Source organism: Streptomyces sp. NPDC002324 (assembly GCF_053593335.1).
Genome location: NZ_JBSFCF010000045.1, coordinates 1 through 21,127, shown reverse-complemented (window position 1 = coordinate 21,127; position 21,127 = coordinate 1). Strand labels below are relative to the sequence as shown.

The following is a 21,127-nucleotide window of genomic DNA, read 5'->3' as shown; positions in this document are numbered from 1 at the left end:
TGGAACTACGTTCAAACAGGCCAGATTACCCGGCTTTCAACATTGCAAGAAAGCCCCGGGCCGGAGTCCGGGGCTCAGCTCGCTGTTCCGTCACAGTTCAGCGGTCCTGACCGTAGCAGCATCGACGGTGGCCGTCTGCAACCGGTCGTGCACCTTGGTCTGTCCTGTGGGTCATGAGTGCACGTCTTCCCCGGCGTCCGGCTGAACGGCGCGGTCTGCGTCTGTGGCCCGTCGGTACCGTCCTGGTCCTGGCCTTCGGCACCGCGTTTCTCGCGGCTGGGTCCGTGTTCTACGCCGGCTGGGAGCTGCTCGGTGTACGCGGGTTGAAGCCGGAACACCGAATTGACTCCAAGACGCTGTTCGATCTGGTCAAGCTCGCTTTCGGTGTGGTGGCCGGCGCGGGCGCCCTGGTGGCCCTGGTTGTGGCCTACCGCCGGCAGCGGGTCGACGAGGACGGCGCGCTTCGCGACGCCACCCGGCTGCACACCGAACGCTTCACCACCGCCGTCTCCCAGCTCGGCGACGAATCCGCCGCCGTACGCCTGGGCGGCGTGCACGCACTCGCTGGCCTCGCCGACGACGCCCCCAACCGCGCACTGCGACAGACCTGCATTGACGTCCTGTGCGCCTACCTCCGTCTCCCCTACACCGCTGAACCCGACCTACCTGCGGACGATGCGGTGGCCCGTCACTCGTACTTGTCCTTACGGGAAGTCAGGCACACCATCGTCAGGCTCGTTCGTGACCACCTTCGCCTGCCGTCCGGCCATCAGCACTCATGGCAAGGTCATGACTTCGACTTCACGGGAGTCGTCTTCGACGGCGGCGACTTCTCCGGGTCGGTGTTCTCCGGCGGCACAGTCGACTTTGCCCGGTCGGTGTTCGCCGGTGGCACGGTCAGCTTCTACGGGTCGGTGTTCTCCGGCGCCACAGTCGACTTTGCCCGGTCGGTGTTCTCCGGCGCCACAGTCGACTTTGCCCGGTCGGTGCTCACCGACGGCACGGTCAGCTTCCCCTGGTCAGAGTTCGCCGACGGAACGGTCAGCTTCGACAGCTCTATGTTCTCCGGCAGCACCGTCTTCTTTTACGGGTCGACGTTCTCTGGCGGCAAGGTCAGCTTCGCCCGGTCGACGTTCCTTGGCGGCACGGTCAGCTTCGCCCGGTCAGAGTTCGCCGGCGGCACTGTCGACTTCGCCGGGATGACCCTCTCCAGCGGCACAGTCAACTTCAACCACACGAAGTTCACCGGGGGCACAGTCAGGGCCCGCGGGTCGAGGTTCGCCGGCGGTACAGTCGACTTCGCCGGGATGACCGTCTCCAGTGGCATGGTCGACTTCCAGGGGGCGATGTTCTCCGGCAGCGCGGTCAGGTTCCTCATGCCGACGTTCTCCGGTGGCACGGTCAGTTTCATCAAGTCGGTGTTCTCCAGCGGCATGGTCAGTATCGACGGATCATCGTTCTCCGGCGGCACGGTCTACTTCCGCGAGTCGCAGTTCTCCGGCGGCACCGTCAACTTCCACGCGTCGACGTTCGCCGACGGCACAGTCAACTTCGCCCGGTCACAGTTCTCCGGCGGCACCGTCAACTTCCACGCGTCGACGTTCGTCGGCGGCACGGTTATGTTCCGGGAGTCAACGTTCGCTGGCGGCACAGTCGACTTCAGTAGAGCCTTCGGGAGCGCCGCACCCGTTGACCTGATCCCAGCAGCAGGCTCCCCGCTGCCGTTTGGGCTCCGTGTACCGAGTACATGGCAACCGACGAGCCCTGCCTGACCGCCCTTCTCCCTGGACTGGCAGGTCGACTGAAGTCGTTGTCAGGACGGCTGCTCCTCGTGCTCGGCGAGCACGCGGTACAGGGTCGACCGGCCTACGCCGAGATCCCGGGCGATGGCGGTGACGGACTGGGGCGGGGTCCGCTTGCGGCGGGCCAGGGCGACGGCGAGGGTGTCGGGGTCGATGGCGCGGGGGCGACCGCCGTACCGGCCGTTGGCCTCGGCCGTGGCCAGGCCGTCGAGGCTGCGGCCCCGGATGAACTCACGCTCGACCTCGGCGAACGCGGCGAACACGGTGAAGACGAGCTTGCCGGGGCCTCGCGGGTCGTACACACCGGCGAGCGGTCCTTGCAGGATCTCCAGCCTATTGCCGCGGTGTTCGATGTCCTGGGCGCTGGTGATGAGTTCGAGGGTGTCCCGGCCAAGTCTGTCCAACATGGTGACCGTCAGGATGTCGTTCGGCCGAAGAGCGGCAAGGGCTGCTTGGAACTGGGGTCGCGTCGGCTGGCGGGTGCTGATCGTCTCGACGTAGAGCGGCTCGATGCACCCGGCCGCTTTCAACAGTCGCTCTTGTGTTTCGAGGTCCTGGCCGTGTCCGGAGACTCGGCCGTAGCCGATGCGGTCGCCGGGGCGTTCGGCGGTGGCCGGCTGGGCGTCGGGTTGCGGGATCATCCGCCAGGCCTTGCCCGGCTCCCTGTCTTTCGGCACCCGGATCGGCGGGCCCGACCGGAGTACGGGGACGGTGTCGTAGCGCACCGAGTGGTAGACCGTGGCGACGGTGCCCGTCCGGGTGCGGCACGGCGAGCCGGGCGGGACGGTGCAGCGCGGGCACTCCTGGCGCTCGACCAGCGCGGCGCGCTCGGCCTCGCCGAGCTGTTCGCGGTTCATGCCCGGACCGTCGCATTCTCGATCTTCTGCCCCACCGGTGGGCCCTTCTCCGTCGGGTTATAGCACCGCGGGTGCGGTGACGCTCCCCAAGCGTCCCAAAAACCCGTCCCGATTGCACTGGTACCCGCAGAGTTTCGGGACGGGTTTCGGGACAGGTTGGCGCGGCGTGTCGCCGGCCCAGCTCGACCGTCCCGAAACCGACCGTTTTTGGGACGGCTTCGCGTGTGCACGCGAAGCCCGAACCAACGACCGTGCGCAATCAACGCGGAGCGCCCGCCAGTCCGCACGCCACACGGGTCACGGCTTGAGCAAGAGGTGCAGGAGCGTCACGACTCCGACACCTACCAAGAGAGCGATACCGAAAGCGGGGTACCGAAAGGCCACGTACGTGGCACCTACCCCCACCAGCAACAGGACCGCCGTGCGCAGGTCAAGGCCGCCGTTCATTGAGCTTCGCCCTCCCAGGGATCGGGCACTTTCGTGCCGCTCGCCACGTGGCCCGTCTGTCGGCCGCGCGTGCACCTGCTGGGAAGGGAGCGATGAGCACACTTCTCCATTAGGAGCAGTGCTCAAAACCGCCGAGATGAAGACTGGTTGGGCTGGATGCGCGAGTCAAACCAAACGGGTGTCAGGTGACGTGGATCACGCATCCCGACCTGCCAAAGCGCCCGTCGAAGACTACTCGCCTACGCAGGCTCATCGCCGACTTCGACGGCTCGACGTCGGCGTTTGTCCGCACTGGACTGACGGCCCCGCTGTGACGGGGAGGGACGGCATCCCCCTTGCTCGACAGGTGCATGCTTTGCGCCCGTACAAAATGTACAGTTCCGGGAGTCGCCCACCTGTCCGAAGATCGCCGCTCCGTCCTTGCCGCCCGGGCAGGCTCGGCGCGCGGCCGGGTCTACAGCGGCCTAGCGTGGGGTCATGGAACTGCCGCTGCGGGTCGCCCTCGCCGCATCGGCTCCCGCGCTGCCTGTCGGCCCTGGCTGGTGGTACGAGCCGAAATTTCGACGGACACCGGGCCGTACTGGTCCGGGACACCGATGGGGTCCGGCTCTTCTCCCGGTCGGGCCGTGACATCACGGCGGTGTGGCTCGATGTCGCGCTGGCCGGGATGGCCCTGCGGCCGGGCACGACGTTGGACGGCGAGTTGGTGATCTGGCGGGGCGGGGCGCTGGACTGGGGTGCGGTGCAGTCGCGGGCGGCTTCGACGCCGGCGCGGGCCCGCGCCCTCGCCGCAGAGCTGCCCGCGAGCTACCCGGTATGGGACTGCCTCAGCCACCTTGTCCACGGTGACCTGCGAGGACGGCCGTACGTCACCCGTAGGGGTTTCCTCCTGGACGCGCTCGGCGACATGGGTCCGCCGATTCAGGCGGTACCCGCCACGGACGACGTCGAGACGGCCCGAGACTGGTACGAGAGCCTGCGACCCCTCGGAATCGAGGGCCTCGTGGCCAAACCCGGATCGAGCCTCTACCGACCGTCCCGAATTTGGATCAAGGTGAGGCATTCGGAACCGCTTGATGCGCCGGTGGTCGGCTACACCGGCCCCCGGTCACGTCCGCGCGCACTCGTGGTCGAGCTGCCGGGCGGCCGCCGGGCCCTGTCTCAGCGGCTCACCGGGCCGCTGGCGGCGGATGCGGCCGCGCTCCTGGTCGACGACGAGCCCCGGCATCTCGAAGCGACCCGCGACGGCACCCCGTACGTCGCGGCGGGTCACGCGCAGGCGGAGGTGATGGCGGGCAGCACCCGGCATCAGGTCGTGACGGTCACCCGGCTGCGGCCTGCAGAAACACACTGAAATAGAACGAGCCGTCTTCTGTTCGTCGGCTTGTCGCTCCCGGCAGTGGCACGGACAGAACAGCGCCTGCGTCGCCGGGTGGTTGTCACCTGGCCTACTTCACAATTCCGGTCCGGTTCTTTTTGGATCCGGTGCTGGGCCTCGTGCAGGGCCTTGATGTCCGGACTCGTCGCGGTCGTTGACGTCTTGCTGGTAGCGCGTGACGTCAGCGGCGGCGCCAGGGAAGCCGAGGGCCGCCACTCGTGCTGAGGTTGCAACCTCCGGATCAGGTAGTCGCCTCAACAGTTGTGCGGTTCGGTGGCTGTGCGCGGGGTGCATAAAAGGTTGCGCAGAGCTGACCGCTTCAGCGACGAGGGAACTCCATCGATCACGAGTGCCCGGTCCTAGCTCGCCTCGAGGTACGCCGGCCAAACGCTCTGCCGTGTCTGCGAACCAGCGCGCCTCCGGTTCCGTCCACTTCCTCGTTCGTTCGGCACGAACGGCGGCCTCGGCTCCCGCTGGCAGCTCCATGCGTCCGCGGGCATCCAGCGTGTTTCGGAAGAGGACCTCGCCGGTTCGTCGGTAGACCGTGATGCTGTCAGCAAGGCTCTCGGTTTCTACGGCTCTAACACTTGCCGCAACTCCGGGAAAGAGAGAGTCCGGGGAGTCGACGAAACGGGCTCCTCCTTGGGCCTGGCGGTCTGTGTAGTGACGGTGGAGAACACCCAGCTGGCTGAAGGCGCCGGGTCCCGTCACAGCTACGACGTGGACCGGATAGTTCGCGTCCCGGAAGAGACGGGACAAGTCACGAGCCCGGTCCGGGCTGGCTAGCGCGGTGTCGACCAGGATGGGCAGCCTGGCAGTGGTCGCATCGTGTAGGGCCGCGTCGACCCACTTCACCGCATCGTGTCGGGCGTAGAACCCAGCGGTCGAGTCGTCGGCGGCCAGGAGGTGGGACCACTGCGGGTGAAACTTCGAGAGCTTGTCACTGCTGATTTTTGCGGCTGGCTCGTTGGCCAGAATTTGACGCGCAACGCTGGATTTCCCCATGCCCGGAGTTCCGCAGAGGATGACGGCTGTGGGTTGCTCAGCTGCTGGAATGTTCAACACCAGAGGTCGCACCACATCGCGATAGATCCGGTCGTGCTCCTTGCCGGGCAGGCTGTAGCGCTTGGGATCCAACCCTGCAAGACTCATCCGTTCTTCACTATGCCTTTCACTACGGGGGAGAGAGCGGCGATGAGGTCACTCACCTCATCGGCTGTCATGCGGGGTACTGTGCGCGTCAACTGCTCGTACGCATCGCACTGAGCCCGCCAGTAGGCTGCGGTCGCTGTATTGGTTCCCTTGTCTGACGCTCGGTCCAGTTGAGTGGCAGCCCATCCGAGCAGTGTGTCCGCGATCTCCTCAGCAGCTGAAAGCTCTGCGTCCTGCCTTATGTACGAGGCGACGTCAGCCATGAGTTCGTACCTTCCCTGAGTCGGTCAGCGATCTGGTCGAAGCTTTCGTAGGTGACGTGTGCTTTCCGAAGCTGTTCGGCCGGGCGCGTACTGGCCACGGCGTAGACCGTGCAGCCCGCTGCCAACCCGGCTTCGACGCCGGCCGGGGAATCCTCCACCACCACACAGGCCGCCGGGTCGACCGCGAGCGCTTTGGCGGCAGCCAAGTAACCCAGGGGGCTGGGTTTGCCCTCTGGCACGTTCTCCGCGCAGATCCGCACCGCAGGTACGGGCAACCCCTCTGCCTCGAAACGGCGAACGATCGCGTCACCCCTGCTGGACGTCACCACGGCCCATCGGTCCGGTGCCAGGTCCCGCAGCAACGCGCTCACCCCCGAGTACGCGCGGATTGATGCCTCCTCCTTCGCCATGAGAGCGTTGAGGAGTTCGTTCTCCTCGTCCTCTGAACGGTGGGGAGCCAGAGCCCGGAGAGTGTCAACTCGTCGCTTCCCCTGGGTCACGGCGAACACATGATCAGGGTCGAGCTCGCGCCGTTCAGCCCACGCCTTCCATACGCGTTCGTGCGCTGCCCCCGAATCGATGAGAACTCCGTCGACGTCGAAAAGGATTGCTTCCATCTGGTCTCCAACCTCTCTTGGTGCACGTTGAGATGAGCTGCCCTGGGTGAGGTTTTTTCTGCCCTCCGGTCTGGTGGCTGACCTCCGGTCTGGTCAGGCTGGAGAATCCGGGCCCAATTCTCGGCGGACACGTCCGCATGCGTCTACCAAGTTGCGGGGATCACCGCCAGTGCGGCACAACGGCGGCCTTGTGACCGACCTGGACCTCCTGGTGGCCATGCTCGCACCTTCGGCCGCCACGGCCGCGCCTCCACCGGCTCCGACAGAACGGCCCACATCCGGTGGTGTGGATATGGTCCCGGGGCACCGGCCGGCGTTCTGAGTGTGGTCCCGGGGCACCTGGCGATGGTCGCCGGTGCGGGCCCGCCAGGACTGGCCGGACGGCCGTACGGCGTATCAGGTGCTCATCGACCTCGACGGGTCGACCTCTGTCACGGCCCGAACGTCCTGGTGGCCGCACCCGGGGCTCGTGGTGGCCCTGCGCAGCTCGGCCGAGCCGACGACCGGGCCGGGGTGGCAGGCTCGACCACCTACTCCAGAGCCCGGAGGAGAACGGAGCCGCCGCGATCCGCGAAACTCGACCTGTGATTTGGATCACACAGGGTCAATCTCGTGTTCGAGTCTCACATCGGGCCGTTCACCTGCGCTTTCTACGGAGAGCCGCAGTAGGCAAGGGTTTGATTCAAAGTGCCTAGGCCTAACAACCTTGTTTCCCTGTCGACAGTCGCATCGTCGACGTTGTGGTCACCCGGGGCCTTGGGGTAGCGGCCCCTGTCCTATGCTGGGCCTTGCTTCACCACACGAACCCCTCACGTGCTCCGCACCACTGGTGCGGGGGTCCTCCCAAGGGCCACTTGGGGTGAGTGAGGGGAGGCATCGATGAACCAACACGAGCACTGCGCCTGTTATGAGCGCGTCTTGACCTCGCGTCAGGCGCTTGCGGACTGGGCGCCGGTGATCGTCATGGTCATCGATGTACTGCGGTCCTTCTGGTTCTGACCAGGAAACCGAATACCCGCCGCAAAAGGTTGCGCTCAGCAGTGAGCCCGGCCGATGGATGCGCGGCCGGGCTCGGTGACTGCGGTACTCGGCGGGGGGTTCGATATCGGTAGGCGCCGATTCGGACCCCTCGTGGTCTTCAGGATGGGTGGGCTCGCAGTGAGCCTTGGTCAGCCCTGGTTGGTCCGAGTGCGTCCTTTGCATCGTACGACACCGAATCGCAGACTGACACAGAAGGTGTCACCCCTGTTGGTGTTCCTCACTCTCCCGGCTTCGCCATCACGCCGAGAAGAGCACCGCCGTACGCCACGACATCCTCACCCGACGCGGGTCCGGCTGCAGCCGGAAGGCCGTTGACGGCCTTGGCCCGGCTGGACACGAACGCCGACCGTGAACCCGCCGTCGTCCCGGGGATGCCGTCACCCGGGTCACCCGGTCGCGGTGTACTCCAGGAACTCGGCGACGGCGGGGATGCCGCGGCGGCGGGCGAACTTCTTGCGCAGGTCGTCCAGTGTGTTGGTGCCGCGTGCGCTGGTGACGCCGCCCATGCGGTCGACGGCGTCGTGCGCGGCGGCAACGGCCGCGTCGACATCGCCGAGACTGAGGTGCGCTTCGGCAAGACGTGCCAGATAGATCGAGTGGCCTCGGGGGAACGCGGCCGCGTTGTACGCCTCCTGGCTGTGGGCGTCGGAGGCCTCCAGGAAGTGCTGGACGGCCCGCTTGGGGTTGCCCAGGTTGAGCGCGGAGCTGCCGAGAAGCTGATGAGCCTCGCCCAGGTTGTACCAGTAGACGCACCGGAGATCGTCGCCGATGGGGCTGGCGTTCTCATACGCGTCGAGTGCGGCGTTGGCGGCCCGGTCGGCGGCCCGGGTGTCGCCGGCGTGCGCGTGCGCCCGGCAGGCACGGGCGTAGATCATCGAGGTGAGACGGGCTGAGCCGGTCCGGGGTGCTTGGGACAGGGCGGCCTCGACGAGATCGACCGCGCCCCGGGGGTTGCCGGTCGAATAGTGCTGAATGGCCCAGAAAGCGAGCGTGTTCGCTCCGACGACAGGGTCATCGGCGCTGGCGGCGGCCCGCAGCGCGGTGGAGTAGTGACGTTCGGCGGCGGCGGCCTTCCCGCTGTCGTACGCCGTCCAGCCGGCCGCGCGGGAGGCCTCGGCCGCCACGCTGAACAGCTGCCGCTCGACGCCCTCACCGAAGGAAGCGTTGTCGAGGGTGGCTTTGATCAGGCGGATCTCGACGCGGGCCGCGTCGTAGACGTCGCCGGATCCCACGGTGTCGTCGAGCCGTCGCAGGGCGTCGAGGCGGCGCTCGAAGTGCTCGGGGACGTCGGCGCCGATACGGCGGCCAGCGGTGGGGGCGGCTCCGGCTGGGGCGGCGGCGGACCATTGCGCCACGGTGGTGCCCAGGGTGACGGACGTGGTGACCAGAAACTTCCTGCGGTCCACCGGACCTCCTGTGATCTCCAGTGCATGGACCGTTCCCGTGGTGGTCCACGGGAGGGTGAAAAGGGTGTGGTCCTCGGGCAGGGCCAGCAAGAGCCAGCCCGGCCAGCCGTGGGCGTGGACCGCCTCGGGCGGGATCCCTTCCAGGGCGGCCATGGCGAGCTGCGTGTGGTAGCTGGGCGCGTAGACGCCCGCGATCCACCGGGAGACCTTCTCCCGCCGGTACGCCATCTGCCCGTACCCCATGCGCTGGTGCTGCTCGGCGACCCGCAGTAGATACGCCTGCGCCTTCAGTCCGCGGACGGCCAACAGGTGGGCCAGCGGGTGGTGTTCGGCGGCGTCAGTGGTCACGGACCAACCTTTCGCGGGCGCGGGACACTCTCCAGTTTTCCGGCTCCCGGCGGGCGGGGGAAGCCCGCCGGGGGCGAACGGCAACAGGCGGCAACGACCCGCAACCGGCGGCAACGCGCGCAATCTGGGCGGGCGTTCGTGTCTGCGGTGTTCTTGCACCGCTGCCCGCCAGGGCCGCGTTCCGACGACGTGTCAGGAGGAACGACATGGTGACCACACTGCCCGCAGCCGCAACGGCGCAGGCCGGCCCCGGGCGGGCGGAGGTGCTCGGTCAGGTCGCCCGGCTGGTCGACCTGGAGGAGTCCGTGGTGGAGCTGATGCGGGCGGAGGCGCTCGGAGTGTCGACGCCCGGCGTCGTCGCGTACGGGGAGTACCAGTCGGGAGGCTGGTGGACCACGGCGCTGATGAACCACTCCGCCTCCGGTGATCCGCACGACGTCGTGATCGGCGACGGCCGTCCCCGGCCCACGTCCCTGCTGCGGGAGATGCCCGCCACCGGGCGGTTCCTCGACTCTCTGGGCCTCGACTTCATGTACGTACGCCTGGCCCGGCTGGAGCCGCACTCGTATCTGTGGGAGCACCGCGACTACGCCGAGCTGCGCGAGAGGGGCCGGCACCGGCTGCACATCCCGCTCGTCACGAACCCCTCGGCGGTCCTGGTCACCGCGGGGGTCCGGGTCCACATGGCGGCCGGGGCGCTGTGGCGGCTGACGCCGTCGCAGGCGCACGGAGTGTGCAACACCACCGGCCCGGACCGGCTCCACCTGATCGCCGACGTCTACGCGGACGACGCCTACGAGGCGCTGGCCGCCCGCCCGCACCTGCGCGACGGGGACACGGCGGACCTTCCGCGGATGACGGCGGCGGACCGGGCTGGGCTTCTGGAGCGGGCCGGTGACCTCGTGGAACTGGGGTTCACCGGCTCGGCGGAACAGACCCTGTTGCGCGCCTTTTACACCTACGCGCTGCCGGAGGGCGGCGCGTACGACCTGATCGCCGACCTCCACGCGGGCCTCGGTGCGGACGCTGAGGTGCGCCGGTGGCGGGAGGCGAAGGCGCACCTGCTCGCCCGTGCGTGACCCCCGCCCGTCCTTCACCCGACCAGAGAGGAAGACACCCCATGTCCACCGTGGTTTCCGCGCCGAGCGGGCTGTCCGCGATCGAGGAACTGGCGCACGCCCACCGGCCGGCTCAGCTGGCGGTCCTGGGTGACCTTGCCGAAGTGCTGCAAGCGGCACCGGCGGTGACGCATCTGCTGGTGCGCGGGTCGCTGGCCACCGGCACCGCTGACCGGCTCTCCGATGTCGACCTGGTCGTCGCCGTCCGCGACGAGACGTTGCCCGCCCTGATGACCAGTCTGGACGCGCTGATGTCCACCGCGTTCGGCACGCTGCTGCCGGGCTGGCGCGACACCATCGTGGGTGACCTAGGCGGGGCCGGGTACGTCTACCTGCTGCCGCACGGCGGCCACCTGCTCCAACTCGACCTCTACCTGTGCCCGACCAGCGCGGTGGGGGCCCTGCGGCGGCGGATCGGCCCCCGGCTGCTGTGGCAGGGGCCCGGCGCCGAGGACGCGACCGACGTGGACACCCGGGTACGGACGGCGCAGGAACTGAGCCGGGCGGCCCAGACACCCGCGGACTGCGGCCAGCTGATCGTTCAGGCTCTGGTGCTGCACGCGATGCTCCGCAAGCGCCTGGCCCGGGGTCAGCAGTACATCGCCTACGGACTGCTGCACGACCTGAACGTCACCCTGCGGGAGGTGATCCGCACCGCGCTGGTGCCGCACTCCCGGCATCACGGCTGGTATCACCTGCCCGACGAGGTCGGCCGGACCGCCACCGGCCGGGAGTGCCTGGCCGAGCTGACGGACGCGCTGACCGGCCCGCCGGTACCCACCGTGGCGCAGGCGGATGAGGCTCTGGAGCGCATCGTGCGCCTCGCCCGGCGGATCGCCCCGCACGCCGTCGGCGCTCTCGCCGACGAGATCACCGCGTACCGCGCCTACCAGCAGCACGAGGGGGGACTGTCGTGAGCGGCGACCACCGGAGCGCGGCCCTGTTCGCCGGCGTCGTCCCCCCGGCCGGGGAGGAGGAGATGGCGGAGGCGGCCGGCTCCGCGCTGGCGCTCGCCGGATACGCCCTCCACCACGGTGGCTACAACGGGCTGATGGAGGCCGCCGCGCGCGGCGCCGCCCGCCACGGCGTACCGGTCACCGCGATCACGCTGGCTGGCCGCCCCGACTGGGGAGCGTTCAACGAGCACGTCACCGCCACCGTGTACGCCCCGACCATGGGGGACCGGCTGCACGCCTACCTCGACGGAGCGGACCTGGTCGTGGCGATGGGCGGCGGGGTCGGCACGCTGCACGAACTCACCGCCGCCCTGTACTACGCGACCACGATCCGCCCGCTGCCCGTACGGCTGCTCGGGCCCACCGCGTGCCGACTGTCGGCGTTCCTGCGCTCCGAGCGGTGGCTGACCGAGACGCCCACCCGTCCCCTGGGCTTCCTGCGGGAACTGCCCGACATCAAGGCCCTGCACGCCGACCTCAGGGCGCTCGGCGGCGGGCGGTGCGCGCCGTGACCCCCACCGCCGCGCTCGTCGCGGAGAGGATCGCCGCCGTCGCCTACCGGCAAGGCCCCTACCGGCTCCCCGACGGCGGCACGCTCGACGAGTACTTCGACCCGTACCGGCTGGCCGGTGACCCGGGGCTCCTGGCGCAGACGGCGGCCGCGCTGGCGGAGCTGCTGCCCGACGGCACCCAGGCCCTGGCCGGTCCGGCGCTGGCGGGGGTGCCGCTGGTCACGGCGGTGTCCCTGCGCACCGGTTTACCCGCCGCGTTCCTGCGACCGGAGCCCAAGGCCCACGGGACGTGGCAGCAGATCGAGGGCGCCGAACTCGGCGGCCTGCGCACCGTGCTGCTGGACGACACCGCCCGCAGCGGCGCCAGTCTCCTGCGCAGTGCCCGGCTGCTGCGGATGGGCGGCGCCCTGATCGAGGCCGCCGTGTGCGTCCTGGACCGGGACGCGGGCGCCGCCGCCCTCCTCGCCGGCCACCACCTGACCCTGCGCGCGCTGGTCCGAGACCCGGGCGGCACCCGGTGACGGCGTTCCGGCACGCGGCCCTGTTCGACCTGGACGGGGTACTCGTGGACAGCGCGGCCGCCGTACGCTCGACCCTCGCGGCGGTCGCCACCTGCGCCACCGGCCGCCGCGTGAAGCCGGGTGACCTTCCTCCCGACGCTCTTCGCCGTCCCCGCTGTGAGGTCCTGGCGCTCCTGGACGTCGCCGACCCCGACGGCGCGTGCGAGCGGTGGTGGGACGGAGCGTCGTCGGTGACTCCGGTCGAGGCGTTCCCGGGGGTCCTCTCCGGGCTGCTGGCCCTGCGTGCGCAGGGCACGGCCGTCGGCGTGGTCACGCTTCAGGACCCCCACCGCGTGCGGTGGCTGCTGCCCGATGCGCTGGCCGAGCTGCTGGAGGTCGTCATCACCCGGCAGGACGCGCCGCCCAAGCCGGCTCCCGACGGCCTGCACCTCGCCCTCGGCCGGCTCGGCGTCCCCGCCGAGCGGGCGCTGTTCGTCGGGGACAGTCCCACCGACATGGCCGCGGCCCGCTCCGCCGGTGTCCTCGCGCTCGGGGCGGCCTGGGGGTGGCACCCGCCCGACGCACTCCGCGCGGCCGGGGCCCACCACCTCCTCCCCGACCCCACCGGCATCGGACCGTCCCTCCTGCGTCACCTGCCCCTAACCGACAGCGTGTGACCCAGCCGCACCACTACAGTGGAGGGGCGCCCCCGCGGGCGCCCCTCCCGCACTTCTGCACCCAGAGGACACAGGCGAATGCGCGTGATGCCGCGACGAGCACCCGGCGCCGAGCTGGAGCACTGAGGACACCCGTTCCTCAGCCCGTCTCGCGGTCCGGCTCGGCGCGCACCCCCCTCACCGCCACCGTTCCCGGAACCTCTGAGAGCTGCCCCCATGCCTGTACCGCCCGTCAGCGGACGTCTGCAATGGACCGACGTCCCCCCACCCCTGCGCGCCCGCCTCGAAACCGCCCTCGGCGCCCAGGTCACCGACACGGTCACCCCGGCCGGCGGCTTCGGCCATCAGCTGGCCGCCGCGCTCCGTCTGGGCGACGGCCGGCGGGTCTTCGTCAAGGCCGCCGCCACCGACGACCCGCTGACCGCCGCCAACACCCATGAGGCCGCCGTCCTCGACGCGCTGCCGTCCGGCTCCCCGGCCCCGGAGCTACTCGGCATCCACCAGGCGGCCGACTGGACCGCCGTGGTCATCGCCCACCTCGACGGACCCCACCCCGACCTCTCCCCGGCCTCCTCCGACGCCGAACAGACCTGGGCCCTGCTCGACAAACTGACCTCCAGCCCCGCCCCCGCCCCGTACGCCGCGGCGGTGAACGGCGCCCCGTCGACGGCGGCCACCCTGCACGGCTGGGACGAACTCCTCGCCGATCCGCCGGACGACCTCGCCCCGGCCGCCCGTGACCGGCTGCCGCAGCTCGCCGAGCTGGAAGCCAGCTGGCCCGCCCTCGCCCACGGCGACCGCATCGTCCACGGCGACCTGCGGGCCGACAACATGGTCCGCGACCGGCGCCTCGGCGTGACCTTCGTGGACTGGGCCCACGCCACCACCGGCCCGGCCTGCCTCGACGCCGCCTCCCTCGCGCCGCAGCTCATCCTCGCCGGATACGCGCCCGAGGACGTCGCCGCTCTGCTCCAAGAACACCCCGCCACGGCCGACAGCCCCGACACCACGACCGCGTTCCTCGCGGCGCTCACCGGCCACTGGCACCGCAACGCCCGCAAGCCCGCGCCCCCCGGCGCCCCCGGGCTGCGGGCCTACCAGCACCGCGCGGCAGCGGCCGGCCTCGCCCTCCTCGGCCACCGCGTGAGCTGACCCCGGCCCGTACTGCGCGCGAACCGCGCCATCCTCAACTCGGGTGAGGTGCGGGGGCCCGGTGCGGACCCCCGCAGAGTGTTCAGGTCATCATCCGCGGTGGACGCATCCCTTGAGCAGGGCCAGGGCCGCTGCCCCGGCAAGCATCAACCCTGCCGCAGGACCGTCGGGGATGAGCCCCGCGAGGTCTGCGGCCTGTACCAGAGCCAGGCCGGAGACACCGGCCAAGCCGGGGGACGGCTTACGGATCCGGAACAGGTCCGGCTCCTCGGGGGTGGGGCGATCTGACACGATGGAATCTCCGTAGTTGTCGGCTGATTGCTCGGACGAGACGCGGAGTACGAGAGGTCGTCCCGGACCAGGGGGCGGCCTCTTCCGCGTCTGTGCACATCCAACCGCAGGTCACACGCCCCAGTGCGCACGTCTGACCTCCCAAGTCGCATGCAGGGAAGGCGCAATGACGAGCGCTGGTCGTCGTTTGGGCAGCGCTCCGGGGGGTTGCTGTGCTGCGACAACGGGTGACTGGATGGTCGCTTCGATGGGGGTCTGAAAATGCCTTCAAGTCGCAACGCCAGACCCCAAAAATGTGACGACCGTCACGGCACCACCTCGTCCTTCTCCGGCGTTCGTACTCGTGCAGCAGCGTGGGGAAGTCGACTCCGTATGGGCCGATGACCCTCGCGCGGGGTGATCGCTGACGGCCTCGTTACCCGAGGGCGCGTGTCGGCTCCCGGCCGGGTTCAGCCGGTGGGCGCCTCGCCTCGAGCCAGAGCGCGGGCCCGGTCCATCGCCGCGGCGAACTCGGAGTCACGGCGGCGGCGTTGATAGATCGCTACCGAGGTGACCCCGGCGGCCGCCGCTGCGGACGTCACCGTGACGCCGGGCCGGCTCAGCTCGTCGAGGAACCTCGCGACCCGATCGGGGGTGAGACGGACCGGGCCGGTGCGGTTGTAGCGGGCGGCGGCCTCGATGACCGCCGCGCAGGCCTTCGCGTAGGCCGGATCGCCGCCCCGCCAGGCGCCGGGGTCGCTGCCGCCCATGATCAGGGCGGCCCGGCTCGGCGGCATCCCCAGGGCGAGGAGCCGCAGGTACTCGGCGCGCGCGATACGGCCGCGTTCGTCGGCCGTGTCCGGGTCGCGGCCCGTCAGGGCGACGACGAGACGGGTGTCCGTGCGGGCGGTCGCCCACACGGCGGCCAGGTCGAGCCCAAGCTCACCGGCGGCCTCGTCCAGGGCCTGGCCGTGCCGCAGCGCGGTGATCAGCCGGTCGGACTGTTCGGAGGAAAGCCGGTCGGGACTGGTCATGTCCGCACCCTATGAGCGCGTGGCCCGCCGGCTGCCTCGTCGGGGCCTCGCGGGCCTGCCCGCACCACTACTGTCGGTCTCTTCAGTGGTGACAGACAGGGAGCGAGTGGATGCAGTCTGATGAACCATCCCGGCGGGGGGCCGACCCTTGGCGCGGCCACTACGCGGCGCGTGCGGCGGGGATGGTCGCCTCGGAGGTGCGGGCACTGTTCGCGGTGGCGTCGCGTCCTGAGATCGTGTCGCTGGCCGGCGGAATGCCCAACGTGTCCGCGCTGCCCATGGAGAACATCGCCGCGCTGATGTCCGACCTGATCGCGGAGCGGGGGCACACCGCGCTTCAGTACGGATCGGCACAGGGGGACGCGAGCCTGAGAGAGACGATCTGCGGCGTGATGGCGGCGGAGGGCATCGACGCGCACCCGGACGACGTGGTGGTGACGGTCGGCTCGCAACAGGCCCTGGACCTGGTCACCCGCGTCTTCGTCGACCCCGGAGACACTGTGGTGACCGAAGCCCCGACGTACGTCACCGCGCTGGGCGTGTTCGCCGCCTATCAGGCCCGTGTGGTCCATGTGGCCATGGACGAGTCCGGGGTGATCCCGGAAGCCCTGGAGGAGACGCTTGCCGGGCTGGCGCGCGCCGGGCGGCCGGCGAAACTCTTCTACACCGTGCCCACCTTCCAAAACCCGGCCGGGGTGACCCTGTCCGCGGAACGGCGCCTCCGGGTGCTGGAGGTGTGCCGCCGGGCCGGGGTGCTGGTCCTGGAGGACAACCCCTACGGGCTGCTGCACCTGGAGGGCGAGCCCATGCGGGCGCTGCGCGCGGACGCCCCCGGCGACGTGGTGTATCTCGGGTCGTTCTCCAAGACACTGGCGCCGGGTCTGCGGGTGGGCTGGGCGCTGGCTCCGGCGGGGGTGCGGGACAAGCTCGTCCTCGCCGCCGAGAGCGCGATGCTGTCGCACTCGGCCTTCGCCCAGCTCGCCGTCGACCGCTACCTGCGCACCCAGCCGTGGCCGGAACAGCTCAAGGCCTTCCGGGAGATGTACCGGGAGCGGCGGGACGCGATGCTCGGCGCTCTGGCGGAGCACATGCCGCCGGGAGTGTCCTGGACGCGTCCGGGCGGCGGGTTCTTCGTCTGGGTGACCCTGCCGGAGGGGCTGGACGCCAAGGCCATGCTGCCCCGGGCGGTGAGCTCCCGGGTCGCCTACGTGCCCGGGACCGGCTTCTACGCGGACGGCGGCGGCGGCCAGAACATGCGTCTGTCGTACTGCTTCCCGCCTCCCGACCGGATCCGCGACGGGGTTCGCACGCTGGCCGGTGTGATCTCCGGTGAGGTCGAGCTGCGGGACACCTTCGGCACCACGGCGCATCCGGGTGGTGCCGGGCCGCAGGCCCCGGCGCCCGACCAGTCCTGACGACACCTTCACTGCCTCAAGGGGACGGAAATGAGCGATATCAACCGGGTCGTTGTGATCGCCGGCGGTCTGTCGGCGGAGCGTGAGGTGTCCTTGCGGTCCGGCGCACGGGTGGCCGATGCCCTGCGCCGGACCGGTGTCGACGTCGACCTCCGCGACATCGGCACCGACCTGCTGCCCGCGCTGGCCCAGGACCCGCACTCCGTGGTGTTCCCCGTGCTGCACGGCATCGCCGGGGAGGACGGGACGATCAAAGAGGTCCTCGAACTCGCGGGGGCCGCCTACGTCGGGGCCCGGCCGCAGGCCAGCCGGACGGCGTTCGACAAGACTGCGGCGAAACGCGTCCTGGCCGGAGCCGGGGTGCAGGTGCCGGCGTCGGTGACGCTGCCGAAGGAGGCGTTCCACGACCTCGGGGCGGCCGCGCTGACGGCCCGGGTCGTCGAACGGCTGGGCCCGGACCTGTTCGTCAAACCGCGGGCGGGGGGCAGCGCGTTCGGGGTCAGCCGGGTCGAGGCCCCCGAACAGCTGCCGCAGGCCCTGATGGCCTGCTTCGCCTATCACGACCAGGCGCTGATCGAGCAGCGGATCGCGGGTACGGAGATCGCCGTGGGAGTGGCCGACCTCGGCGACGGGCCGCAGGCCCTGCCAGTGGTCGAGATCGCCGCCGACGGCCTGTACGACTACGCCGCCCGCTACACCCCCGGCGCGGTGGAGTTCCACTGTCCGGCCCGGATCCCGGCCGCGGTCGCCGAAGCGGCCGCCCGGGTCGCGGTCGTCGCTCACCGGGCGCTCGGGCTGCGGGACTTCTCCCGCACCGACGCGATCATCACCGCGGAGGGAAACGTCGTCGTCCTGGAGACGGGGGTGACTCCGGGGATGACGGAGACCAGCACCTACCCGATCGCCCTGGAGGCGGCGGGCATCGACTTCGGCGTCTTCTGCCGCGACCTGGCGGCGCAGGCCGCACAGCGGCCCAAGGGCTGAGCACACGACGGCGGCGGCCGCCGTACCCCCTCCTCGCAGGGGGTACGGCGGCCGCCGTGGTGTTCTGGCTAGTGGCTCTGCCCGGCGAGCCGGTACAGCGAGATGTGCTTGGGGCTGTGGGCCGCGTCGTAGGGGGTGCGGTCCCAGTCGGCCCATCGCTCCCGCAGCATCAGGCCCGCCTCACCGGCGAGGCCGTCGATCTGCTCGGGCCACCAGTAGCGCATCTGTCCGGGGAAGACACTCACCGGCTCCCCATGGGTCAGGACGATCTCGTTGTAGTGGAACTCCTGGCTGTCGTCGTGGTTCTCGGCGGTGAAGAGGACCACGCCGTCGTTGGTCCGCCGCTTGAGTGCGACGACGTCACGCTGTTGGGGAAACGTCCCGGGGTTCGGCCCGTCCGGCAGCCTCTGGCCGGGACGCGGGACGAACGTCTCGATCAGGAGCGTGCCGCCCCTGGGGTTGAGCATGCGCGCGGCGTTGCTCAGGAACGCCCGCTGTGTGGTCTCGTCGGCCAGCAGGAAGAACGTGTTGAAGGCGGCGAACACGAGATTCACGCGTCGGCCGGCCACGTAGCGGGCGGCGTCCTCCGTGATCGGCGTGATGGGCAGGGTGCCGGTCTTCTTCGCGAGCCGGCGGGTCATCTCCTCGGACGCGTCGACCGCGAGCACCGGCACGTGTGCGGCCAGGGGCAGGGTGATGCGTCCGGTGCCGGAACCGATCTCCACGGCGGGCAGACCGGCCGCCAGGGCGGCCAGTAACTCCACCTGCTCCTTGGTGGGCACGAAGTCCTCGTACAGATGGTCGTATGCCGAAGCGGTGCGTTCACCGTAGGTGTCGCTGTCGTACGTCACGGACTCTCCTTCACCGATGGGTTGTTGAGGTGGTGCAGCGCCCCGCCCAGCGGCGCCGTCTCCGCCGGGCGGGGCACGCCACTGGTCTCCGCGACGGGGAGCGCGGACCAGCGGGTCTAGGGGGCGGCGGGGTGTTCCCCGCGGTCGTCGATCCGGGGGATCCGCCGGGCGAAACGGACGACGGCGAACGCGTCGGCATCGCCGACGCATCCGCGCACACCCCAGGTCGAGGGGCGGAGCTTGAGACTCATCGGGGCTTCGGCGCTCTTGGCGTCCTCGGCGGTCTTCACACTGACCACCGCTTGGTGGTCGGCCCAGCCGACGGAAACCTTCACGTAGGGGCTGCGTCGGAAGGCTCCGGCGAACTCCCATGCGAGGTCTCCGAGGAGGTCGGCGACGGCAGGCCCGAGCCCCCAGTGAACGAACGCCTCCGTGACGGTGCCACGAACCGACTCCTCCAATCCCGGGCCCACGGGCCAGGCCCAGCGCAGGCATTCGCCCTGTGTGCTGGGTGGTTCCGCTGGGCGCACGGGGGAGAGCGAGAGCGTGTCAGTGACGTGCATCGGCGGTGTCCTCGTGGTGGGGGGGCTGGCGGTGCTCTGGGGGGAGGTCGAGGTGGGCCCGGACGGCGGTGCCGTAGGCCGTGGGCAGGGTCTCCCACCGGGTCGCCAGGGCCTCGACCAGCACGAGCCCCCGGCCGCCCTCGGCGAACTCGGCGGCCTGGCAGGCTGTCAGCGGCCCGTGGGCGCTCTGGTCGGTAACGGCCACGGAAACCTGCTCGCCGGTGAGGTAGAGGCTCACCTCGATCTCGGAACTGTCTGTGTGCATCACCGCGTTGGTCGCGAGCTCGGACACGATCAGCGTGAGGTCGTCGGCCACCACCATCGGGACACGCCACAGACGGCAGCCCTCGGCGACCCGGTGACGGGCCTCAGCAGGCGTACGTGGGTCCCGGCCGTCGAGCGTCCACGTCACCCCGAGATACGGCACCCGCGGTACTCCCGCGCCTGTCTCGGTCGAGGAGACCGGCGGGGCGCTACCCCAGCCCGGGGTCAGCTCTGTAGGGGTGTCCTCGCGGTCGTCCATTGGTCCCTCTTCCAACCGGCTGGCCAGGGTCCCGGGATCGTCCTCCTGGCCCTGTCCGGCCCAGCCGAACGCGCTCTGCACGTCACTGATCGCCTCGGCGAGCGCGGCGGGATCGGTGCTGGCCTTATCGCCCGGCGGCACGAACCAGCAACGGCCGTCCGTACGGCGGCCCTTCAGGGCCGTGACCTCGGGCGCGGGCGCACGGACCACGGCCCCGGCAACGCACGTGGTCAGGGGCAGGCCCGGCCAGGTCCGAGCGGTCCCGGCCGGCACGATGATCTCGACGGTCCTCCGGGGGTTGGTGTGCAGCACCGGGCCCAGCGGTATGCCCTGCTGCATCAGGAGAGCGAGCGCTTTGACTCCGACGCTCGTCGTCACCCGGAGGACGTCCGCGCCTATGACGGTGACCGTCTCCGTGCGGCCCCTTGTCCAGGCCTGTCGCAGCATCGGGCCAGGCTCCTGGCCCGGCGTCCACTCCTCGGCGGGGCTCACTGGGTGCCTCCCGTGTTCCGGTGATCCGGGCACACCTTCACCGGCCAGGCCAGTCGGCCGCCGTCCTCGGGCCCGCGGCGGGTGTAGGCGTAGCCGCCGGGTCTGAGGTCGTCGGCGCGGGGGCAGCGGGCGCACGTTGCGCCGTTGATTCGCCTGCGCTCCTGGGGCGTCATTGGTAACTCCAGCACCCCGGCGCGCACGTCGGTGGTCGCCGGCCAGGTCGTCGACATCTCCGCCACCCCTCTGCGTCAGCTCAGCGGCATCAGCTCACTACATCCCGTAGTGCAATCCCGTTTAGAGTGCTCCATGCAATCCCATGAGACAAGCCCAGTCGGGATTTTGGCCCCTGACGAGGGACCTCCGTAGAAGGGGTGATGGGGCATGCCTAACGGCCCGTCGCGCAATGAGGCAGACTTGCAGCAAGCAAACCCACGACGACAGCGCAGACGGGGAGGACGCCGGGTGAGCGATCCGAGCGGCCCGACAGTGCGGCGGCGACGGCTCGGCAGCGAGCTGCGACGCCTGCGCGAGCGCGCACGCCTTGACCAGGCTGCCGCAGCTCGGCACCTGGAGTGCTCAACTTCCAAGATCTCCCGCCTGGAGACCGGTCAGGGCCTCGCCAAGGTGATGGAGATCAGAAGCCTCCTCGACCTGTACGACGTCACCGAGGAGACCGAGCGCGAGGCGATCCTCACCCTCCACAAGACGGCCTCTCAGGTCGGGTGGTGGGAACAAGCCGAATACGAGGAGGTCCTGCCGAGCGGCCTAG

21 protein-coding genes are annotated in these 21,127 nt (G+C 70.2%); 11 read left to right on the top strand and 10 right to left on the bottom strand.

What is annotated here, in order from left to right; translation table 11 throughout:
- Positions 1-173: 173 nt before the first annotated feature.
- Complete coding sequence (locus tag ACWCRJ_RS37870; RefSeq protein WP_450943545.1) at positions 174-1,772, top strand: pentapeptide repeat-containing protein; 1,599 nt, start codon at positions 174-176, stop codon at positions 1,770-1,772.
- Between the two features lie 41 nt (positions 1,773-1,813).
- Here the strand turns inward: ACWCRJ_RS37870 and ACWCRJ_RS37865 are convergent, their stop codons facing one another.
- Positions 1,814-2,659, bottom strand: a complete 846-nt coding sequence (locus ACWCRJ_RS37865) for a recombinase family protein (RefSeq protein ID WP_450943544.1) — start codon at positions 2,657-2,659, stop codon at positions 1,814-1,816.
- A gap of 916 nt (positions 2,660-3,575) precedes the next feature.
- On the opposite strand from ACWCRJ_RS37865, the gene ACWCRJ_RS37860 reads away from it, so the two are divergent.
- On the top strand, positions 3,576-4,460 hold the full coding sequence (locus ACWCRJ_RS37860) for an ATP-dependent DNA ligase (RefSeq protein WP_450943543.1): 885 nt from the start codon (positions 3,576-3,578) through the stop codon (positions 4,458-4,460).
- Positions 4,461-4,559: 99 nt separating this feature from the next.
- Here ACWCRJ_RS37860 and ACWCRJ_RS37855 read toward each other — a convergent pair whose 3' ends face one another.
- The 4 genes from ACWCRJ_RS37855 to ACWCRJ_RS37840 form a co-directional block, all read right to left on the bottom strand.
- Positions 4,560-5,621, bottom strand: coding sequence for a zeta toxin family protein (locus ACWCRJ_RS37855; protein ID WP_450943542.1), 1,062 nt, complete (start codon positions 5,619-5,621; stop codon positions 4,560-4,562).
- Positions 5,622-5,632: 11 nt separating this feature from the next.
- Positions 5,633-5,899, bottom strand: a complete 267-nt coding sequence (locus ACWCRJ_RS37850) for a hypothetical protein (protein WP_450943541.1) — start codon at positions 5,897-5,899, stop codon at positions 5,633-5,635.
- Positions 5,875-6,516, bottom strand: coding sequence for an HAD-IA family hydrolase (locus ACWCRJ_RS37845; protein WP_450943540.1), 642 nt, complete (start codon positions 6,514-6,516; stop codon positions 5,875-5,877). Before ACWCRJ_RS37845 ends, ACWCRJ_RS37850 begins: the two co-directional genes overlap by 25 nt.
- A gap of 1,427 nt (positions 6,517-7,943) precedes the next feature.
- Entirely contained in the window at positions 7,944-9,311 is a 1,368-nt protein-coding gene (locus tag ACWCRJ_RS37840) for a transcriptional regulator (RefSeq protein ID WP_450943539.1), read from the bottom strand.
- A gap of 206 nt (positions 9,312-9,517) precedes the next feature.
- Between ACWCRJ_RS37840 and ACWCRJ_RS37835 the strand changes: the two genes are divergently transcribed.
- The 6 genes from ACWCRJ_RS37835 (at position 9,518) to ACWCRJ_RS37810 (ending at position 14,226) form a co-directional block, all read left to right on the top strand.
- Positions 9,518-10,390 (top strand): aspartyl/asparaginyl beta-hydroxylase domain-containing protein, encoded by an 873-nt coding sequence (locus ACWCRJ_RS37835; RefSeq protein ID WP_450943538.1) that lies wholly within the window; start codon positions 9,518-9,520, stop codon positions 10,388-10,390.
- 41 nt (positions 10,391-10,431) lie between these two features.
- The gene (locus ACWCRJ_RS37830; RefSeq protein ID WP_450943537.1) at positions 10,432-11,346 is read left to right on the top strand and encodes a nucleotidyltransferase domain-containing protein; all 915 of its coding nucleotides are present in this window, start codon (positions 10,432-10,434) and stop codon (positions 11,344-11,346) included.
- Entirely contained in the window at positions 11,343-11,897 is a 555-nt protein-coding gene (locus ACWCRJ_RS37825; RefSeq protein WP_450943536.1) for an SLOG cluster 4 domain-containing protein, read from the top strand. The genes ACWCRJ_RS37830 and ACWCRJ_RS37825 overlap by 4 nt, the downstream gene beginning before the upstream one ends.
- Positions 11,894-12,418 (top strand): orotate phosphoribosyltransferase, encoded by a 525-nt coding sequence (locus ACWCRJ_RS37820; protein WP_450943535.1) that lies wholly within the window; start codon positions 11,894-11,896, stop codon positions 12,416-12,418. Before ACWCRJ_RS37825 ends, ACWCRJ_RS37820 begins: the two co-directional genes overlap by 4 nt.
- Entirely contained in the window at positions 12,415-13,074 is a 660-nt protein-coding gene (locus ACWCRJ_RS37815) for an HAD family hydrolase (protein ID WP_450943534.1), read from the top strand. The genes ACWCRJ_RS37820 and ACWCRJ_RS37815 overlap by 4 nt, the downstream gene beginning before the upstream one ends.
- 216 nt (positions 13,075-13,290) lie before the next feature.
- On the top strand, positions 13,291-14,226 hold the full coding sequence (locus tag ACWCRJ_RS37810) for a phosphotransferase family protein (protein WP_450943533.1): 936 nt from the start codon (positions 13,291-13,293) through the stop codon (positions 14,224-14,226).
- Positions 14,227-14,316: 90 nt separating this feature from the next.
- Here the strand turns inward: ACWCRJ_RS37810 and ACWCRJ_RS37805 are convergent, their stop codons facing one another.
- Positions 14,317-14,517, bottom strand: a complete 201-nt coding sequence (locus tag ACWCRJ_RS37805; protein ID WP_450943532.1) for a hypothetical protein — start codon at positions 14,515-14,517, stop codon at positions 14,317-14,319.
- A gap of 449 nt (positions 14,518-14,966) precedes the next feature.
- Positions 14,967-15,530, bottom strand: coding sequence for a hypothetical protein (locus ACWCRJ_RS37800; RefSeq protein WP_450943531.1), 564 nt, complete (start codon positions 15,528-15,530; stop codon positions 14,967-14,969).
- A gap of 110 nt (positions 15,531-15,640) precedes the next feature.
- Here ACWCRJ_RS37800 and ACWCRJ_RS37795 point away from each other — a divergent pair, with 110 nt between their 5' ends.
- On the top strand, positions 15,641-16,945 hold the full coding sequence (locus tag ACWCRJ_RS37795) for an aminotransferase-like domain-containing protein (protein WP_450943530.1): 1,305 nt from the start codon (positions 15,641-15,643) through the stop codon (positions 16,943-16,945).
- A 30-nt stretch (positions 16,946-16,975) separates the two neighbouring features.
- A complete protein-coding gene (locus ACWCRJ_RS37790) occupies positions 16,976-17,929 on the top strand; it encodes a D-alanine--D-alanine ligase family protein (protein WP_450943529.1) in 954 nt (317 codons plus the stop codon).
- A gap of 68 nt (positions 17,930-17,997) precedes the next feature.
- Here the strand turns inward: ACWCRJ_RS37790 and ACWCRJ_RS37785 are convergent, their stop codons facing one another.
- The 3 genes from ACWCRJ_RS37785 to ACWCRJ_RS37775 all read right to left on the bottom strand — a co-directional run bounded on the left by ACWCRJ_RS37785 (position 17,998) and on the right by ACWCRJ_RS37775 (position 20,313).
- Complete coding sequence (locus ACWCRJ_RS37785; RefSeq protein WP_450943528.1) at positions 17,998-18,780, bottom strand: class I SAM-dependent methyltransferase; 783 nt, start codon at positions 18,778-18,780, stop codon at positions 17,998-18,000.
- A gap of 116 nt (positions 18,781-18,896) precedes the next feature.
- The gene (locus tag ACWCRJ_RS37780) at positions 18,897-19,343 is read right to left on the bottom strand and encodes a hypothetical protein (protein WP_450943527.1); all 447 of its coding nucleotides are present in this window, start codon (positions 19,341-19,343) and stop codon (positions 18,897-18,899) included.
- Positions 19,330-20,313, bottom strand: a complete 984-nt coding sequence (locus ACWCRJ_RS37775; protein WP_450943526.1) for an ATP-binding protein — start codon at positions 20,311-20,313, stop codon at positions 19,330-19,332. The genes ACWCRJ_RS37780 and ACWCRJ_RS37775 overlap by 14 nt, the downstream gene beginning before the upstream one ends.
- 507 nt (positions 20,314-20,820) lie before the next feature.
- On the opposite strand from ACWCRJ_RS37775, the gene ACWCRJ_RS37770 reads away from it, so the two are divergent.
- The coding region (locus ACWCRJ_RS37770) for a helix-turn-helix domain-containing protein (RefSeq protein ID WP_450943525.1) at positions 20,821-21,127 on the top strand (307 nt) is incomplete at its 3' end.

Excerpts from the sequence above, each read along its gene's own strand:
- ACWCRJ_RS37850 (WP_450943541.1), bottom strand. The coding sequence starts at position 5,899 with ATGGCTGACGTCGCCTCGTACATAAGGCAGGACGCAGAGCTTTCAGCT.
- ACWCRJ_RS37870 (WP_450943545.1), top strand. The coding sequence starts at position 174 with ATGAGTGCACGTCTTCCCCGGCGTCCGGCTGAACGGCGCGGTCTGCGT.
- ACWCRJ_RS37780 (WP_450943527.1), bottom strand. The coding sequence starts at position 19,343 with ATGCACGTCACTGACACGCTCTCGCTCTCCCCCGTGCGCCCAGCGGAA.
- ACWCRJ_RS37775 (WP_450943526.1), bottom strand. The coding sequence starts at position 20,313 with ATGCTGCGACAGGCCTGGACAAGGGGCCGCACGGAGACGGTCACCGTC.
- ACWCRJ_RS37800 (WP_450943531.1), bottom strand. The coding sequence starts at position 15,530 with ATGACCAGTCCCGACCGGCTTTCCTCCGAACAGTCCGACCGGCTGATC.
- ACWCRJ_RS37810 (WP_450943533.1), top strand. The coding sequence starts at position 13,291 with ATGCCTGTACCGCCCGTCAGCGGACGTCTGCAATGGACCGACGTCCCC.
- ACWCRJ_RS37795 (WP_450943530.1), top strand. The coding sequence starts at position 15,641 with ATGCAGTCTGATGAACCATCCCGGCGGGGGGCCGACCCTTGGCGCGGC.
- ACWCRJ_RS37835 (WP_450943538.1), top strand. The coding sequence starts at position 9,518 with ATGGTGACCACACTGCCCGCAGCCGCAACGGCGCAGGCCGGCCCCGGG.
- ACWCRJ_RS37845 (WP_450943540.1), bottom strand. The coding sequence starts at position 6,516 with ATGGAAGCAATCCTTTTCGACGTCGACGGAGTTCTCATCGATTCGGGG.
- ACWCRJ_RS37865 (WP_450943544.1), bottom strand. The coding sequence starts at position 2,659 with ATGAACCGCGAACAGCTCGGCGAGGCCGAGCGCGCCGCGCTGGTCGAG.
- ACWCRJ_RS37790 (WP_450943529.1), top strand. The coding sequence starts at position 16,976 with ATGAGCGATATCAACCGGGTCGTTGTGATCGCCGGCGGTCTGTCGGCG.
- ACWCRJ_RS37830 (WP_450943537.1), top strand. The coding sequence starts at position 10,432 with ATGTCCACCGTGGTTTCCGCGCCGAGCGGGCTGTCCGCGATCGAGGAA.